We start from the raw sequence: 18,543 nt of genomic DNA, 5'->3' as shown, positions 1-18,543 counted from the left end.
GGAGGAAGTAATAAGTGAGGCAAAGGTACCAAAATAATTGTTAACAGTATTGTATAAAACTGTAATTTGTTGAACGAACGTCCCGGGCAGCCCTGCCGGACTGATTCTCAACCTCCTCGAACATCCCTGGCCGTAAGCTTTCAATTAAATCACCATCCATGGAATGGCTTAAAGAAACGCTTAGGCACTATCCCGAGATTGCTGTTTTTTTTGTACTCGCAGCGGGTTTTTTCATCGGTAAACTGAAAGTTGGAAAATTCACCCTGGGCACTGTTACCTCGGTACTGCTGGTAGGCATACTCGTGGGGCAATGGGATATCAGTATACCGGCTGAAAGCAAATCGATCTTCTTTCTTCTTTTCCTTTTTTCCATGGGCTACAGCATCGGCCCGCAATTCTTCCAGGGATTGAAGAAAGATGGACTGGGCCAGGCATTGTTCTCGGCAACTATTTGTATTACCAGTCTTGCTCTCGCTTATGTATTGGCGTTATTATTTGGATTTTCTCCCGGCACAGGAGCAGGATTATTATCAGGCGCCAATACCTGCAGCGCCATCATCGGGGTGGCAGGCGATTCCATCAGCAAGCTCAATATTACTGAAGGACTGAGGAAAGACTGGACAGACCAGATTGCGGTGGCCTATGCCGTCACTTATATTTTCGGAACGGCTGGTACCGCCTGGTTTCTCTCTGTGATCGGTCCTGTGTTGCTTGGCGGAAATGTAGCAGAGAAAGCCAGAGAGCTGGAAGCTGAAATGGGTTCGGCCGGAGAGGATGGAGAGAATATTACTACCGCATATGATAAGGTGGCTTTCCGCGCATACAAACTCACCAGCGAACTTTTCAGGGAAGGCATCAGTGTGAAAGCATTGGAAGATTATATGGTGAACAGCCAAAAGCCGGTGTATGTACAACGTATCCGCCGCAAAGGAGAAGTGGTGGAAGTTTCGCCGGATACCAAACTGGAATTGAATGATGTGATTGCAGTAAGTGGACAAAGATCGCAGATCGTGGGTGCGGAAGAATTTCTCGGAGAAGAGATCATGGATTCTGAACTGCTGAGTTTCCCGATAGAAGTGGCTAATGTGATCGCTGTAAAGAAATCGATCCTTGGTCATAGTCTTGGTGCATTACGCAGAAGGGATTCTGTGCATGGCGTGGGGGTTCGCAAGCTCACGAGAGCGGGAATTGAAATTCCTATAACATATCGAACTACTATTGAAAAAGGTGATATGCTGGAACTTGTGGGTGTGAAGGAAGACCTGAACAATGCAGTAAAGAAGATCGGTTACAAAGAGAAATCAGGAATCGAAACAGATATCGTTTATGTGGGCATCGGTATCGTGATCGGTTCACTGGTGGGTGCATTGTCTGTGAAGGCAGGCGATATCCCGCTCAGCATCAGTACCAGCGGCGGCTCGCTGATAGCAGGACTTTTTTTCGGCTGGTTGCGCACAAGGCGCCCGGTATTCGGTAATATTCCTGCGCCGGGTGTATGGTTGTTGCAGAAACTGGGACTCCATATGTTCATTGCCATTGTTGGTATCAGCAGCAGCAGCGGCTTTGTAATGGGATTGCAACAGGAAGGCCTGAACCTGTTCATCGCCGGTGTGATCCTCAGTATTCTGCCGATGTTGCTGGCTTTGTACCTCGCCAGATATGTTTTCAAATTCCATCCAGCCATTGCGCTGGGCGCCTGCGCGGGCGCACATGATGAATCAGCGGCGCTGCTGGCGGTTCAGGATGCAGTGAAGAGTAAGATCCCGGCATTGGGTTATACCGTTACCTATGCAGTAGCCAATATATTGCTGACTATTTCCGGGGCTGTTATTGTGATGTTGTTGTACCATTCCTGAATACTGTAAGAGAAAATTCGCCCTGCCTCTGAAAAGCAGGGCGAACTTTTTTTGCATTCGAATATGATCAAAACCTGTAAGCGATGGTTGCCAGTAATTGTCGCGGTGCGATCGGGTTCACGCTGTAGTTTTCGTGAACGATATAGTTCAGTTCATTGAACAGGTTGATTACTTTGGCCAGTATTGAAATGTTCTTCCAGGTGTATCCTGCAGTGAGGTCAAGGGTTGAATATCCATTAACAGGTATACGCCTGTTGATACCCGCTTTCTGGTTGGCGAATGTATTATTCCATCCTGCTACCCGGTCACCGATATAAACTGCTGTAGCGCCAAGCTTCAAGCCTTTCAGGGCTTTCCCTGAGAAAGTATAAAAGAGGGAAGCATTGGCGGTATGTGCGGGACTGTTCACCAGGCGCTGGCCTTCAACAAAGTTACTTCCGGCAGAATCGGTTTTCGTGTAACGCATATTGTTATAACTGTATCCGGCTATGATATTCATTCCCTGAACGGGATGTGCGGTAATATCCAGTTCCACGCCATCACTGGTGGTTTCTCCTGTCAGTTCTTTAATGAGATTGTTATTGTTGGCTGTTCCGTCCTTCAGGAATGGCGCCATCTGGGCGAGATTATGATTGATGATCCTGTAGGCTGTTACGTTAATGGAGAGTTTGTTATTGAACAGATCATTTTTGATGCCCAGTTCAAACTGGTCCACAATGGAGGGTTTAACCGGATTGCCATCAAGATCGGATCCGCTGTTGATGGTAAATGAATTGGAATAACTGGCAAATACCGCAGTGGTGGGAATGGGCTTGTATACGATCCCAACCCTTGGGGAGAAGGCTTTATTTGTTCTGGTCCTTCCTGAAAATGCAGTATCCTTTTTGTTGATCATGTTGTAACGCATGGTATCTATGCCTTTGGCATCCTGAATGCTCCAGCGGACCCCTGCAAGCAGATTCCATTTTTCTCCCAACTGGATCAGGTCCTGAACATAAGCGCCAAAGCGGACAACAGGAGCCTTTGTTCTTGCCGTATCCCAGGTGTTGGGCATGTCTGTGCGCCGGGTATATTTGGAAGCATCGAACAGGTTGATCACATCATATGTAGTACCGCCTTCAATCTGGAATGCCTTACCAATGGTCTTGATCTGATCTGCGTCTATGCCTGCCAGTAAGGTATGATCAAAAATCCCGGTTTTGAATTTACCATTCACAAAGGCCTGGGCCAGGTAATAATTTTCTTCGGTATAAGTTCTGCCGAGTGGGCGCTTCCAATCGCCGTATGTTTCCTGTTTGCCGGACCATTGAATGCGCTCGGCAGAGAAATAATCGCGGTTGTAGTTTTGAATAGACAGGGTCCCATTGATGGTCCAGCTATCATTCAACTGGTGTTTGATACTGGCGGTCCCGGTTGTCTGCTGTGATTTTGCATATTGCCAGGGCGTTCCGAAAAACTGGTTACGGGCAGCAGGGGCGAGGTTGCTGTCGCCTATAGAGCCGATACCGAAATCTGGTGTGAATTTATGATAGAGATAATCTCCTTCCAGGATCAGTTCTGTTCTTTCAGACAGCTTAAAGAGAAAAGATGGATTTACATAATAGCGGGTAGAGCTTACGTCGTCGCGAAAGCTGTTCGCTTTTTCATAAGTGCCATTGATACGGTAGGCTACTGATTTGCTGAGGGGGCCGTATACATCGATGGAGGGCTTGTAAAGATCATAGGAGCCGGCGCGCATGCTTACTTCTCCACCGAAATTGAATTTCGGTTTCTTGGTGACCATGTTGAGAATACCGCCGGGTGCAACATTCCCGTAGAGGATGGCTGCAGATCCTTTCAGGATTTCCACTCTGTCCAGTCCGCTGATCTCTGGCATTGTTCCTGTGTTCAGCCTGGCCCCGTTCTTGAACATATTATTCGCTCCCAAACTGTATCCTCTTCCATAAAAGGTTTCCTGGGTACTTCCACGGGCAGTGCCGAGATAAATGCCGTTCACGTTTTTGATCACATCGCTGAGGCGCATTGACTGCTGCTCTTTCAGTGTGTGCTGACCTATCACTGTAATGGCCTGTGGAAGGTCAAGCGGCGCAATGGGCAATTTCCCGATGGTAACGGGGCGGCCATTCAGGTTCCTGCGGCCTTCCACGATTACGCTTTCCAGTTGTTTTGAATTTTCTTTCAGTTGTATATTAAGGGCAAGGGTTTCTTTCTCTTGCACTGAAAAACTTTCTTCGATTGTTTCGAGTCCAACAAGTGAGATCTCCAGTGTATAAGTTCCGGAGTTTATCCGGGTGAATTGGAAATTGCCGTCTTCATCTGTGGTAGTGAATTTGCTGGTGCCTTTCAATACTACGCTCACATAGGCGGCCGGGCTTCCATCTGCAGTTCTGATGGTCCCTTTTACAATGGCATTGCCATCTTCAGTAACAGGCGGCGCTGTTTCGATGGCAGCCAGTTGCCGGGCAGTCAGTGATGTGCTGCCTGCAGTGAGCAATACAAGCGCAACAAATATCTTTTTCATGTTGGTTATTTGCGCGCAAAGTTGAAGCAGAACGGAATCAAAGCCGGCCCTGAAAAGGAAAACCGGTTTACCATTTCCGGAAAAAGTATAAATAAATCGAATATGTCCCTTGTGCGCAAAGTGTTCCTGAAAAGAAGCTAAGTATCCTTAAATTTGTAATTCTTTTGAGATACAGGTCTTTATCACCAGCAATTTTGGAAAAGAATATTTCATATAATGATCAGGATCTGATTCGACTCTTTCGTGAAGAGGATGAGCAGGCGATCCGGCAGGTTTACATGGCCCATTATAAGCCACTTGTTTTCTTCTGTAATGAGATCGTAAAAGACAAATTACAGGCGGAGGACATTACCCAGGAGGCTTTTGTGAAAATTTGGAAAAACCGGCAGAAATTTCAATCCATTGCAGAATTGAGAGCTTATTTGTTTGTGTCAGCAAAAAACGCTGCATTAAATATTCTTGAGCATGTTGAGATCAGGAGCAAGTACAAAAAAGAAATGGCAAGGCGGGAGAGCAATGAACCGGCTTTTGTTGAAAGCAGGATGCTTTTTTCTGAATTGATGGTTTCTGTTTATGAAGAAATCGACAAATTACCATCCATGTATCGGGAAGTGCTGAAATTACTTTATCTCGAAGAAATCCCTCCAGCTCAAGTGGCATCTCAATTACAGCTTACCAATGAAAATCTGCGTATTCGCAAGTTCCGGGCAATTAATATGCTTAAGTCCGCATTGGTTAAGAAAGGATTTTCAACCACTACTTTGATTTTTTACTATTTTCTTGTAACGAAAGGATAGTTCACCTGTTGTATTGATGTGAATAATCCCATTTTCAGCTCAACAGATTCCCTGACCTTCACTATTCTGCAAAAGATCGTGAATGGAGAAATTTTGTTGCCGGAAGAGCAGGCATATATTAATGAATGGCAACAGTTGTCTCCTGAAAGGGAATTGCTGATCAATGAGCTGGGTGATACGGACCATATTATCGCTGCGCTTGCCCAATTACATACGTTCGGAGAAAATGCAGAAAACAGGTATGACCAATTCTTAAAAGAGATTAAACCTGAAATACCTGCACGCCGTGTACATTTTCTGCAGGCTGCCTGGGTTCGTTGGGCAGCCGTACTATTGATCAGTTTCGGAGCGGCTACCTATATCTATTTTAATACCTCTGAAAATAGAAAAACGGAACTGGCGGCTGACCAGTCATCCTCCGTTTTTGAAGATGAATTTCCGGGAGAAGATAAAGCTATCCTGACATTGTCCGATGGCCGGAAAGTAAAATTGGATTCCAGTACAGGAAATACGATTGCTGAAGGGGAATTGTCTATAGGCAATAACGATGGAGAACTGGACTATACAGCTTCACAGAAGATGGTGTTCAATACTGTATCAACTCCCAAAGGAGGTCAGTATAAATTGAGCCTGGCGGATGGTACTAAAGTGTGGTTGAATGCTGCGAGCTCCATCACATTTCCCACTTCATTCAATACTTCCACCCGGCAGATAGAATTGTCTGGGGAAGCCTATCTGGAAATAGCAAAAGATAAAGCAAAACCTTTCCTCATCAGATCAGGAAATAATCAGGTGGAAGTACTTGGCACCAGTCTCAATATAAATAATTACAAAGATGAACCTGCTTTCAGAACAACATTAATTGAAGGGGCCATCAAAGTAAATAATATGATCATAAAACCTGGTGAGGCATTTGAGAACGGTAGAAGGGTGAGGGCTGAAATAGATAAGGATATCGCGTGGAAGAATGGTTTTTTCAATTTTGATAATACCAGTCTCGCGGGAATGTTAAGGCAGTTATCCCGCTGGTATGATATAGAAATTGTTTATGAAGGAAAAGTTCCTGACCTGGTATTGGAAGGACGTGTTCCCAGGGACCTTAAACTCTCCGAAGTGTTACTGTTATTAAATAACCTCGAAGTAAAATATGAAAAGAAAGGAAAAAACTTGTACATAAAATAAGGTAATCAAAAAAAAGAAACCGGGCCCAGATTGGACTCCTGACCCGGCGTAAGTTTTCTGTCACTGATTTAGTAACCTAAAACCAAGGCAAAGGTATGTTTTTAACCCAACTACTGCGCATTATGCGAATGACTGCTATTCTTTTATTGGCTGTGGGATTGCATGTGTCCGGAAAGACTGTTTCACAAACCATCACATTCTCTGGTAAGGACGCTACACTTCGTGAGGTGTTTACCGCGGTCAGAAACCAGACAGACTTCGGAATTATTTACAACAAGTTGTGGCTTGGCAACACCAGGCCATTGACAATTAAAGCTGTGAATATGCCGCTCAGGCGATTTCTTGAAGAGGTTTTTGCATCGCAACCGCTGGAATTTTCTATTGTCGGAAAAATGGTGATTGTCAGGAAAAGACCACCAACATTTGATTCTTTGAGCCAACAGTTAATTCCTCTGATTCCAGTTGTCATTCGCGGGCGGGTAACAAATGAGAAGGGAGAACCCGTAATAGCAAGTGTGCAGGTAAAAGGAACGAATAAAGGAACAACAACGGATAATAATGGAGAATTCGAATTAACAGATGTGGACGATCAGGCAACCCTGGTCATTACAGGCGTCAGTATCGAATCATTTGAAACAAAACTGAATGGAAAATCGGAACTTAAATTAGTAGGTAAAACAAAGATCATTGAATCGGAAACAGTAACTGTGATTAGCACCGGCTACCAGAAGGTCCCCATTGAACGCGCAACCGGTTCCTTTACTCAGGTGAACAATACATTATTGAACAGAAGCGTCAGCACCAATATCCTCGACCGCCTCAAAGGTGTTGCCAACGGCGTATTCTTCCCCAACTCCGGGTTACCCTATACGGAGCATCAGTCGGCCATGGCCAGCACCAATCCGTTGAACAGAAATCTTGGCATACGCGTGCGTGGAGAGAGCTCGATGGCCGACAATCTTCAGTTGAGCAAGGACCCGCTTATTGTGCTTGACAATTTCCCTTACGAAGGGGACCTTGGCAATATAAATCCTAATAACATTGAAAGTATTACTATTCTAAAGGATGCGTCTGCCAGCTCTATCTGGGGAGCGAGGGCGGGGAATGGGGTGATTGTTATTACCTCCAAAAAGGGTATGCTGAATCAGCCCATGAAGGTAAGCTTTACAGCTAATCTTACGCAAGGCAGCAAGCCCGATCTCTCGTATAACAGAAGCTTTCTGCCAGCCGGCAGTTTTATTGCGGCGGAAGAATATTTATTTAGCAAAGGTTACTATGATGCCAGTCTGAATAATTCGTTTTCATGGCCGGCAATTACCCCATCGGTTGAGATCATGGCTTTGAGGAGATCGGGAGCCATTACTGATGAGGAGGCTGCTGCACAATTGAATGCATTAAAACAGCAGGATATTCGGGACGACTTTAAAAAGTACCTCTACAGGCGATCAGTTGCCCAGCAGTATAGCGTGGAAATGAGAGGTGGCAGTCATAACCTGGCTTATGCTTTTTCTGGCGGCTTTGATAAGAATACTGCAAACTTACAGGGCATTGGGCTGAGCAGGCTCGCATTGACCTCATTCATGAGTTATGTGCCGGTGAAAAAAATGGAATTTAATGTCGGTATTAATTATGGCATCAACCGTGCTGAAAATAATAATATCCCTGATATCAATTATCTCTCCACCTATCCTTATGCACAACTGGTGAACGATCAGGGAAATCCGGTTCCGATGGTAAAGGATTATCGTACACAATATGTGGAAAGTGCTGCTGCTCTTGGATTCATGAACTGGCAATACGTTCCGTTGGATGAATTGAATCATATGGACCGATACAGCAGGAATGAAAACATTCTGTTGAAGGCCGGTATGAAATATTCGTTCACTTCTTTTCTTAGCGCCGATATCCAGTTCCAAAATGAACAACAAAAGATCACCAATAACGATTACCGTAGCCAGGAATCATATGAAGCAAGGGACCTGGTGAATCGCTTTTCTATCCGGAATGCAGCAACCGGCACATTTACCTACCAGGTGCCCAGGGGTGGTTTGCTTGATCTTTCACAAGCCGACTGGAGTGCCAGTAACCTGCGGGCGCAATTGAATTTCGACCAGAAATTCCATCAAGACCATGCGGTAACTGCCATTGCCGGTATCGAATTGCGGGAGTTGAAAACATCCGGCCATAATGTAAAATTGTATGGATATGATGAAGAGCGCGGTACGTCTGCAACCAATATTAATTACTCCGCGGGTTTGCCTGTGAATCCTTCGGGATCTGCTTATATAGAAGCTCCGGAAGCTAATATATATGGCATGCTTAATCGCTTTATTTCATTTTATAGTAATGCAGCATGGTCTTATAAAAACCGGTATGTGCTTACAGTAAGCGGAAGGCGTGATGGCGCCAATTTATTTGGTGCAGCTATCAATAATAAGTTCTCCCCGCTTTGGTCAGCGGGTATGAGCTGGGAGTTAAGCCGTGAACCCTTTTACCATTCAATATTGCTGCCTTATCTGCGCCTTCGTGGCAGTTATGGATATAGTGGCAATGTTTATCAAAGGGCTGCATATACAACCGGAACTTTTCTCACCAGTTCGCTCACCGGGGCCACCTCGATCTTCGACCTGACAGCCCCCAACCCTTATCTCACCTGGGAAAAGATCCGGACCTTCAATATAGGAATGGATTTTTCCTTCACTGGCGATCAGTTTGGTGGTTCCATCGAATGGTTCAGAAAAGATGGGCTTGATCTCATCCAGGCTCAACCGATCGCTCCTTCCATTGGATTCAGGGAATTCTTTGGGAATTCAGCAAGTACCAGGACCTATGGCTTCGATATTCAATTAAAGGGAAAGGTCCGTTTCGGAGCAGTCACCTGGCAGCCAACACTGATTGTAAATACCATCCGGGATAAAGTTGTTGAATATGATCGCACCAAATTGAATATACAGGGTACTTCTCCTACAGCTATCGGAATTCCCGGAAAGCCCTTGTATAGCATCTTTAGTTATCATGTGGCAGGATTGGACCCGCAAACGGGAGATCCCCGGGGTTATTTGAACGGCAAAGTAAGCAAGGATTATACGGCTATCGCCAATAACAATCATCCCGACAGCCTTGTATTTAACGGTACTTCACGACCCCGGTTATTTGGTGCTTTTCGAAACGATTTTCACTGGAAAGGATTTTCGCTTTCATTCAACATAGTGTATAAGCTGGGTTATTATTTCAGGGCTTCCACCGGCTCACTCAATTATGCAGATATTGTAAGCAGTAGCCCGGGGCGCCACAGCGATTTTGATAAACGCTGGCAGCAACCAGGTGATGAGCTGGAAACACAGGTGCCATCGCTGGTATATCCATCGAATGCACAGAGAAATAATTTCTACAGGTACTCGGAGTTGTTGGTCAATAAAGCGGATCATATCCGGCTGGAGGATCTGCGTATTGGTTATACCCTCACTAACAAAAACCGGAAAAGAAAACACTTTGAGAGTGTACAGCTTTATTTATACGGAAGTAATATAGGTATACTCTGGCGGGCGAATAAACTTGGGGTGGATCCTGATATTACTGAAACCCTGGGCTCACCGGTACTGCCAGCGCCGTTTACCCTGAGCGCAGGCTTCCGGGTTAGTTTGTAAATCTAAAAAAATTGATATGATCAGAATATTGATAGTAGTAATGATAGTTTTCACCTGCGGATGTAAAAAGATTGATAACTGGCTGGATGTAAAAAATAATAAATCGAATGTTATGCCAGCCACACTTTCAGATTACCAGGCAATCCTGGATAATACCACCACCCTCAATTCGAACTACCCGGTATTTGGCCAGGTAGCTTCCGATAATTTTTACATACCGGATCAAAATATTGGGTCCCTTAATCAGGATGAACGCAATTTGTATCTTTTCTCACTTACGGCCTACCAGCATAATACGCATGGCGCTTTTTCAAGCTCATATACCAGGATAGCTGCAGTGAACCTGGTGCTTGAAGGATTGGCCAATGGTGCATTCCCGGCAAACGGAGATGTGAATAACATGAAAGGTCAGGCGCTTTTTCACCGCAGTTTTATGTTTTTTCTCCTTTCGCAATTGTATTGCAAAGCTTATGTTGCAACTACGGCGAAAGAAGATCCTGGTATTCAGCTCCGGCTTCTTTCCGATCCCAACATCGTTACCATGCGGTCAACGGTACAGGAAACATACGACCAGGTGATAAAGGACCTGAAGACGGCTGCTGCATTAATGCCCGTCACGCAGCTGTATTGCACCAGGCCCTCGCGTGTGGCTGCGAAGGCACTGTTGGCAAAAGTGTATTTGCAGATGCAGAGCTATGATAGCGCTGCTTTGTATGCGGGCAAAACATTGCAGGAGAATGACAGCCTCCTGGATTACAATAGTAGCATCATTCAGCCCGGAAATACTTACCGTTTTCCTGCCTACTCCAATATAGGTTACAATCCGGAAGTGATCTTTTATGCCGCCGGCCAAACATATTCTTCCATCTGGCCTGCATTCAATGTGTCGTATGTTGATAGCTTATTATACCGGTCTTACGATGAGTCTGATCTCCGTAAAAAACTACTTTTCATACAAGACAATCAGGGAAGGGCGCGATTTACCGGCGCTTATACCGGAACTTATACCCAGTTTGCAGGAATTGCCACCAATGAAGTGTATTTGATAAGCGCCGAATGCAAAGCAAGAAAGGGAGATGTAACAGGCGCTCTCGATGATCTGAATACATTACTTGCAAAACGATGGGATAAGTCGGCGGTTTTTACTCCATTCACGGCTGCTACGGAAGATGATGCATTGAAATTGGTATTGCAGGAGCGCAGAAAAGAACTTCCTTTTACGGGACAACTGCGATGGGAAGATCTGCGACGACTGAATATGGATCCCCGCTTTATGACTACAGTAAAGCATATCTATAACGGTAATGTATACTCACTGCCGCCCAATGATAAGCGGTATGTATTACGGATCCCTGAACTGGAAGTCAACATCAATGGAATTCCACAAAATGACTGATCGCGTATGAAGACATATATCTTTTTTTTATTTTTCGCGTTGACATTAAGCCAGGCAGTTTTTGCACAGAAGCAATTCCAGGTTAGTGTAGCATTCAAAGACAAATTGGTAATTGACTCCCTTTACCTGTTTTGTACTGATACTTATTACGGCGATCCTGTTATGCATGCAGCCGGCCGGGATGAGGACAGTGTTTTCCGTTTTGATATCTCTTCCAGCGCCCGGCGTGGTAAGTTTTATATTTCGCAAAAAACTCCACCTGGCCATAGGATGTATGGATCGGTATATACTTATTTGTCGTTCATTCCTGAATATCCTTTCGAGATTGGTGACGCAATAAAAATGACTGTTACGAGGAAGCATCCGGAATTGCACATAACTGAATCCTTCACCTTTGATTATGATCTGCATATTAGCGGCATTGGTGCGGAAAAATGTATTGCCTGGCAGGCAATAGCTGCCGCTTATTTAAAACCAACCTCAGGCATCCTGTATATCAACAGCGCGGGAATTTTTATTAATCCAGTTCAGGAAAAATTAGAGCGCGCTATTGCTACACTTGAGCAACATCGTACTGTTTTGCCTGCCTATTATTATGAGTTATTCAAAACACAGATCATGTGTAAGTTGTTACCCGGAGCTTTTTTCTACCGGATTAAAAATTTTTGGAAAAGCGATGTGGAAAAGCTGGATGATGTGGCGCGGGAAAGGTACATTCAATCTTATCTATCCTATATGGATTCATTGCAAGTCAGGCTTGGTCCCGTTCCTGATACAGTTGCCACTTCACTGGTTAGCTATGTTCATTTTTTGTATAAAAAGGCCAGGTTTAAAACGTTCCTGCAGTCTGGCGAAGAAGATGTGGAACAGGTAATACAATGGATCGTTGATAATTACCATGGAGATCTGAGAGAGAAACTGCTGATCACAGCACTTCGTCTCGATTCCTCCTTTGAAGGCTTTTCAGGATTTGATGCGGAGTTAAGTAATATTTCCGGTAAAGAGAACATTGTTGAACTGAACAGACTATATGCAAAACTGGAAGGTCGCCCCGCTTTTAATTTTCAATTGAGCGATACCAGCGGTAAGCTGGTGCAGTTGGTAGATCTGAAAGGGAAGGTGATATTCATTGATTTTTGGTTTACAGGTTGCGGTGCCTGCGCCGGTGTTTATGAAAAGGTGCTCAGGAATGCGGAAGCTGAATTGCGTAATGAGCAGGATATAGCATTTGTGAGCGTATGTGTAGACAGATCCCGGGCAAGTTGGATGAAAAGTGTGTATAAAGATGAATACACTTCCCCGCATGTTATAAACCTGTATACGAATGGAGAAGGAGCTCAAAACAACCTGATCCGGTATTATGGACTCCAGGCTTTCCCTCAATTCCTGATAATCGACAGGGAAGGGAAAGTGTTTCGTTTTATAAGGGATTTTACTGCGAAAGAACTTGCCAGTGCTTCTTCCCTGGTGCAGGTATTGAAGAATGTGGCAGCGATAAAATAACAGGAAAGGGGCTGACTAAAAAGCTACCATCTTAGCATTTCGGGGAGCCCACTCGCTCGCCTCCCGGCGAGTGAGTTTTGTTCAGTCGCCTCTGGCGACGCGGTGTTCGCCGGAGGCGAACAAATAGAAGTCACTCGCCGGGAGGCGAGCGACTGCCAGCTCTCTGCCTTTTTAGTCAGCCCCTATTTGGTGCAATTAAGAATATTTCGTTTAATACCTCACCTTCAACGCAATCGGCCCCAGTTGCTCTAATTCGGCCTGACTGGTGAAATACACTCTTCCATTTTTCGAGATCACTTCCCATACGATATCGTTCACGATATCATCTGTTACCCCGGGTGTTCCTGCATCTTCATTCACTTCCAGTAAATTGTTTACCATGCTGGCGGGCTCTCGATAATCATTGTGCGTGATCAGGAGGTCGCCGCGGCCTTCACCGGCGGCGCGCCAGATCTCCTGCAGGTCCGTTACTACTTTGCCTGCGTTCACGGCCTGCAGCATTTCATCGATAGCGGCTGCTCGTGTGTTGTGCTGGTTCTGTTTCACCAGCTCCCAGGCCTCCGCTGCGAGCTGCTGGAACTGATCATGGTGATGATTGGTGGAGAAATGCTCTATGTAAACAGATGGCCTGTCTGCTACCTGTTTCAGGAGATCGAAGTTCTCGCGCGTGGTGGCAACTACCACAGGGAGTTTTGTCCCGGCGCAAACTTTGTTCACCGCCTTGTCGATGATATTGAAATATTCACGGGTATAAGTATCGAGTTGTTTGGGATCGCTGCCTTTGAGGCGGTCTGTGCTGTAATATGGATTGGCGGGGAAGGGGAAGCCATTCTCCTTCACTTCATGCTGGAACCTGTCGTTCAGCGTTTCGTAGAGGTGTGCGCGGGCCTGCTCCAGGTAGAGGATGAGATAGTCAGCGGAACGATTGAAGGCCTTGATGATATCGCGCAGCGCAAACTTATCGTCGATATCCACCCGATTTTCTGTGGGTGGCCAGATGGTGCGGATATAGCTGTTTACATTTTTCGAGATAAAAATGTACAAACCATCTGAGTTGTACGTATGATCGATCTTCTTTTCCATTTGCTGCAAGACTTCCAGCAATGGACTGATATCTCTTTTATCGAATTCTTTGAGCAACCTGTTGGTTGCTTCGTTCACCAGGTTCTTCAGGGCTATGCTGTCTGCATTGTGATCGGGGAAGGTCCGGTGGGTGGCCAGGGAGATGGTTACACATGGATAGCCTTTTTCCGTGCTTAGCTGTTGCAGCTGATCTTTCAATAGCATAGTACAGGTTTTAATGGTGAGAGATAGGAGGGAATATGAATATACGAATTATTATAGCCGGAAGCTGTATTAATCGCGATCCTCCTGGGTTCAGGCGGATTTGCCAAACAATAAACATGGTTGTCAAATGCAGATTCCGGCTTGCAAAAATTCAAATAAACCCTATTTTCGTGCAAACGTTTGCATACTTGTCACACAAAGTAACCATAGCTGATATTGCCCGGAAATTGTCCATTGCGCCGGCCACCGTGTCCCGCGCCTTGAACGGGCATCCTGCTATCAGTGAGAAAACACGGAAGCTGGTGGAGAAAACAGCCCGCAAGCTTCAGTATAAGCGGAACAATATCGCTTCTTCGCTTCGCTCCGGAAAGAGCAACCTGATCGGCGTGATCATACCCAGCGCAGAGATCAATTTCTTCGGTTCGGTTGTGCATGGCATTGAGAAGCTCGCCAATGAGAAAGGTTACAATGTACTCATCTACCAGAGTAATGAATCGCATGAGCAGGAGAGAAAGGGACTGGAAACTTTTTTACATGCAAGGGTAGACGGCATCCTGGTCTCCATTGCCAAAGACACTACAGAATATGATCATTTCCTCGATATCAGGGAACAGGGAATTCCCATCGTGTTCTTCGACCGCGCCAAAGAGGAGCTGGACATTCCCGCTGTAGTGGTGGATGATTTCAGGGGTGGATATGCCGCTACAGAAGAGTTGTTGAAGCAGGGATACAAAAGGATCGCGCATATTTCCGGCCCTGCGCATATGGATGTATTTAAAAAAAGGCTGCAGGGGTACCAGGCTGCATTGAAGGCGCATAAGGTCCCCTTCGATCCGGCGCTGGTAGTAGAAGGTTATGTGAGCATCGGATCAGGTCAGCAGGCAACGGAGCTGCTTATGCGCTTACCGGAACCACCGGATGCCATTTTTGCCGTGGAAGACTTTACCGCCCTAGGCGCACTCAAACAACTGAAGGCAATGGGCAAAAAAGTACCGCAGGATATAGGCGTGGTGGGCTTTGCGAATGAAATGTTCGGCGAGCATATTACTCCATCGCTTACTACTTTCGATCAGCAGACAGTGACGATGGGTAAAGAAGCGACAGACCTGCTACTGCAGTTGCTGGACAGCAGTTCCAAAACGATCGCTCAGCAAAAGATCATGCTGGAGCCCATTCCCGTGATCCGGGATTCGAGCCGGCGGAAAAAGTAATGCCAGATGAAATTAATCTTTACGTTAATTGCGCTAAGTATGATGATCAGTTGTTCACAGCAACCTACAGGAAAGAAAACGATCACACTCCGTAACAAAAACCAGTTTGAAGCAGTATTCATTCCCGAAGGAGCGAGGCTGATCAGTTTTACCATGCCCGATAAGGATGGAAAGCCTACGGGCATCGTACTGGGCTTCAACAGTGCTGCGCAGTATGCGGCCAGTACGGAACCATATTACGGCGCCACTATCGGCCGTTACGGCAACCGCATCAAAGGCGGTCGTTTTGCTATCAACGGTAAGGGATATCAGTTAACCATCAACAATGGTCCCAATGCTTTGCATGGTGGCCGCAATGGTTTTCAAAGCAAAGTCTGGAAAGCAGAACAGTCCAATGAGCATACAGTAGTTTTCACTTATGTTTCACCTGATGGTGATGAAGGATTTCCCGGAACCCTTAATACGAAAGTCACTTATACACTCACAGATAACAATGAGCTGAGAATGGAATATGAGGCCACTACAGATAAAACAACAGTTGTGAACCTCACCAACCATGCGTTCTGGAACCTCAACGGCGAAGGAAGTGGAACGGTGGATAGCCATATCATACAGATCAACGCAGATGCTTATACGCCGGTTGACAGTACACTGATCCCGATTGGTAAGCCGGAGGCGGTAGCTGGATCACCCTTCGATTTCAATACACCCACCAGCATTGGTCAGCGTATCAATGAACCGCATGTGCAATTGCTGATCGGAAAAGGATATGATCACAACTATGTATTGAAGGGAACTGGCATGCGTGAAGTGGCCAATGCGCTCGGAGATAAAACAGGTATTTTCATGCGGGTATACACGGAAGAGCCGGGTATGCAATTCTATTCAGGAAATTTCATGCAGGGAAAGAATCAGTTGCGAAGCGGCCCTGACCTGTTCCGCACCGCTTTCTGTTTTGAGACGCAGCATTTCCCCGATTCGCCCAATCAGCCAGGCTTTCCCAGTACATTACTGGAGCCGGGCAGAACGTATCGTACAACAAGTATCTATACCTTTTCGGTGAAAAAATAATGGATCAGGTCTGATGATCCGGGCTGGCTTCCTGCTGGGGCCAGCCCTATTTTTTTCTCTCTTCCATCAACTGCAGGAAATATTTCAGTGCAGGATTACTGTTTTCTTTTTTCCATACGGCATACAGCTCTGTTTGTTGCGGGATATTTTTCAATTCAATGAAACGTACGCCCGGCACATTTCCGCTGGCCAGGGATGTTGGAAGAATGGACAGTCCCATTTCATTTTCCACCAGCTTGAAAATGGCAGGGGCATGAATGGCTTTATGAGAGATCTTCGGAACAAAGCCGTGATCGGCGCAGAGATGCAAGATCTGCTGGTAATATAGCTGGCTCTGATCATTGGGAAAGAGGATAAAGCTTTCATCTTTCAATTGCCCGATATTTCTGAACCTGCGTGAAGTCATGGAATGGTTCACCGGTAGCACCAGCGAAAATGTTTCGCGCAGCACACTCCTGATCATCATATTTTCCGATACCTGGTTGGAGCGCATGAAGCCGATATCGATCTCATCTTGCTGCAAGGCCGCGAGTTGCTCCTTATTGGTTAGCTCTTCCAGTTGGAATTTGATACCGGGACATTCTTTGTTGAACCGCTTCAGCAGTCCGGGTAAAATGGATTGAACGGCCGACGCAACAAAGCCGATCCCGATCTGCCCGCTGCTTCCCTTCTTCAATAATTCCAGGTTATTGACAGTGCTGTTCAGTTTGTTGAACAACTGTGTTACTTCCGTGTATAAAAGATTACCTGCATCGGTTAAGCTCACTTTCTTATTGGTTCGCTCAAAGAGTTCGGTCTTGAGGATATCTTCCAGCTGGCTGATCTGCTGGCTCAGGGCGGAAGGGGAGATGAAAAGCTTTTCTGCGGCCTTCCGGAAATGCAGTTCTTCCGCCAGGACCTTGAAATAGGAGAGATGACGGAATTCTATCTGGTTAATGATACTTAACATTCGTTTACCAATATGAATTATTACTAACTATAAAAGTAACGAAATTTGTATCCTGAAATACTTTTTATATGAACTTCAATGCACAAACCCCTTTGGACCGCTTCATGAGTATTTTGTTTGAGCGGTACATGAACAATGTTCCTGATGTGAAGAAGATCACGGAAGCATTGATCAATAAGGGGATCATTGCTTCTCAGGATGAGATCGTGAATGATCACATCGCTTTCAGGACCCTCGGCGTTCCGCACCTGGGCATGGCATCACTGGAAAAGATCTTCCTGGCCAACGGGTATAAAAAGATGGACCCCTATTTCTTCAAGGAGAAGAAACTGGATGCTTACTGGTACGCTCCTCCAACGCCGGCTTATCCGCGCATCTTTGTGAGTGAGCTGCGTGTGCAGGACCTGTCGGCTGAAGCACAGGCTATCATTCATAAATACACAGATGGCATCACTGCCGATCCGGTGGATGGCCTCGATCTCCAGGATGGTGAAGCGGTAGGTGAATTCCTGCACAAGCCACTCTGGAATACGCCCACCAAAGCGGATTACAGCAGGTTGCTGCAGGAGAGCGAGTATGCTGCGTGGGTGATCTACAACAGATACTATCTCAACCATTATACTATCAGCGTTCATGCGTTACAGTCACCTTTCAATAAACTGGAGCAGTTCAATCAACTGCTGGAATCCATCGGTATTAAACTGAATACTTCAGGCGGCGTCATCAAGACCAGTGCTGATGGCTTGCTGTTGCAGAGCAGTACCGTTGCGCCGGTGAATGAAGTGGAGTTTGCCAACGGAGAAAAAATGGCGATCGCAGGAAGTTACGTGGAGTTTGCAGAGCGAAGGGTATTGCCGCAGTTTGCGCACCTGGATGCGAATGATGTTGCCAGGGAGCATCGTCGTGATGGCTTTGAAGCAAACAATGCGGATAAGATATTCGAGAGCACTTACACGGAGCAGATCAACAGGTAATTTTTTTGTTGCAGTTCGAGATAGTTTTACAGAAAGTAGGGCTGGCCGGGTATGGCTGGCCCATTTTTTTGTGTTGCAGAAAATTTAGCGTGTGCCCAGTCGCTCGCCTCTGGCGAGTGACTTCTGTTTGTTCGCCTCCGGCGAACACC

At 45.9% G+C, this 18,543-nt stretch carries 12 protein-coding genes; 9 read left to right on the top strand and 3 right to left on the bottom strand.

Going from position 1 to position 18,543, the window contains the following annotated elements; all coding sequences use genetic code 11:
• Positions 1-158 precede the first annotated feature (158 nt).
• On the top strand, positions 159-1,856 hold the full coding sequence (gene aspT / locus D9Y29_RS01820) for an aspartate-alanine antiporter (RefSeq protein ID WP_127124723.1): 1,698 nt from the start codon (positions 159-161) through the stop codon (positions 1,854-1,856).
• A 67-nt stretch (positions 1,857-1,923) separates the two neighbouring features.
• Here the strand turns inward: aspT and D9Y29_RS01815 are convergent, their stop codons facing one another.
• Positions 1,924-4,377, bottom strand: coding sequence for a TonB-dependent receptor (locus D9Y29_RS01815; protein ID WP_127124722.1), 2,454 nt, complete (start codon positions 4,375-4,377; stop codon positions 1,924-1,926).
• Positions 4,378-4,571: 194 nt separating this feature from the next.
• On the opposite strand from D9Y29_RS01815, the gene D9Y29_RS01810 reads away from it, so the two are divergent.
• The 5 genes from D9Y29_RS01810 to D9Y29_RS01790 all read left to right on the top strand — a co-directional run bounded on the left by D9Y29_RS01810 (position 4,572) and on the right by D9Y29_RS01790 (position 12,902).
• Positions 4,572-5,174, top strand: coding sequence for an RNA polymerase sigma factor (locus D9Y29_RS01810; protein WP_127124721.1), 603 nt, complete (start codon positions 4,572-4,574; stop codon positions 5,172-5,174).
• An 18-nt stretch (positions 5,175-5,192) separates the two neighbouring features.
• Positions 5,193-6,356: a FecR family protein gene (locus D9Y29_RS01805; RefSeq protein ID WP_127124720.1), complete on the top strand. Its 1,164-nt coding sequence runs from the start codon at positions 5,193-5,195 to the stop codon at positions 6,354-6,356.
• A 122-nt stretch (positions 6,357-6,478) separates the two neighbouring features.
• Positions 6,479-10,003: a SusC/RagA family TonB-linked outer membrane protein gene (locus tag D9Y29_RS01800; RefSeq protein ID WP_164735197.1), complete on the top strand. Its 3,525-nt coding sequence runs from the start codon at positions 6,479-6,481 to the stop codon at positions 10,001-10,003.
• 16 nt (positions 10,004-10,019) lie between these two features.
• On the top strand, positions 10,020-11,399 hold the full coding sequence (locus tag D9Y29_RS01795; protein WP_127124718.1) for a RagB/SusD family nutrient uptake outer membrane protein: 1,380 nt from the start codon (positions 10,020-10,022) through the stop codon (positions 11,397-11,399).
• A 6-nt stretch (positions 11,400-11,405) separates the two neighbouring features.
• The gene (locus D9Y29_RS01790) at positions 11,406-12,902 is read left to right on the top strand and encodes a TlpA family protein disulfide reductase (protein ID WP_127124717.1); all 1,497 of its coding nucleotides are present in this window, start codon (positions 11,406-11,408) and stop codon (positions 12,900-12,902) included.
• A 210-nt stretch (positions 12,903-13,112) separates the two neighbouring features.
• On the opposite strand, the gene D9Y29_RS01785 is transcribed toward D9Y29_RS01790, so the two are convergent.
• The gene (locus D9Y29_RS01785; RefSeq protein WP_127124716.1) at positions 13,113-14,189 is read right to left on the bottom strand and encodes a baeRF3 domain-containing protein; all 1,077 of its coding nucleotides are present in this window, start codon (positions 14,187-14,189) and stop codon (positions 13,113-13,115) included.
• Positions 14,190-14,377: 188 nt separating this feature from the next.
• On the opposite strand from D9Y29_RS01785, the gene D9Y29_RS01780 reads away from it, so the two are divergent.
• Together D9Y29_RS01780 and D9Y29_RS01775 are read left to right on the top strand one after the other, a co-directional pair.
• Complete coding sequence (locus D9Y29_RS01780; protein WP_127124715.1) at positions 14,378-15,400, top strand: LacI family DNA-binding transcriptional regulator; 1,023 nt, start codon at positions 14,378-14,380, stop codon at positions 15,398-15,400.
• A gap of 6 nt (positions 15,401-15,406) precedes the next feature.
• Complete coding sequence (locus D9Y29_RS01775) at positions 15,407-16,471, top strand: aldose epimerase family protein (protein ID WP_127124714.1); 1,065 nt, start codon at positions 15,407-15,409, stop codon at positions 16,469-16,471.
• Positions 16,472-16,517: 46 nt separating this feature from the next.
• Here the strand turns inward: D9Y29_RS01775 and D9Y29_RS01770 are convergent, their stop codons facing one another.
• Positions 16,518-17,420: a LysR family transcriptional regulator gene (locus tag D9Y29_RS01770; RefSeq protein WP_127124713.1), complete on the bottom strand. Its 903-nt coding sequence runs from the start codon at positions 17,418-17,420 to the stop codon at positions 16,518-16,520.
• A gap of 68 nt (positions 17,421-17,488) precedes the next feature.
• Here D9Y29_RS01770 and D9Y29_RS01765 point away from each other — a divergent pair, with 68 nt between their 5' ends.
• Positions 17,489-18,394, top strand: a complete 906-nt coding sequence (locus D9Y29_RS01765) for a DUF1338 domain-containing protein (protein WP_127124712.1) — start codon at positions 17,489-17,491, stop codon at positions 18,392-18,394.
• The last annotated feature ends 149 nt before the right edge of the window (positions 18,395-18,543 follow it).

The organism is Pseudoflavitalea rhizosphaerae (assembly GCF_003991355.1).
In the GTDB taxonomy this organism is placed as follows: domain Bacteria; phylum Bacteroidota; class Bacteroidia; order Chitinophagales; family Chitinophagaceae; genus Pseudobacter; species Pseudobacter rhizosphaerae.
The sequence above is the reverse complement of the archived record's forward strand: the minus strand, read 5'-3'. Positions and strand labels throughout refer to the sequence as shown.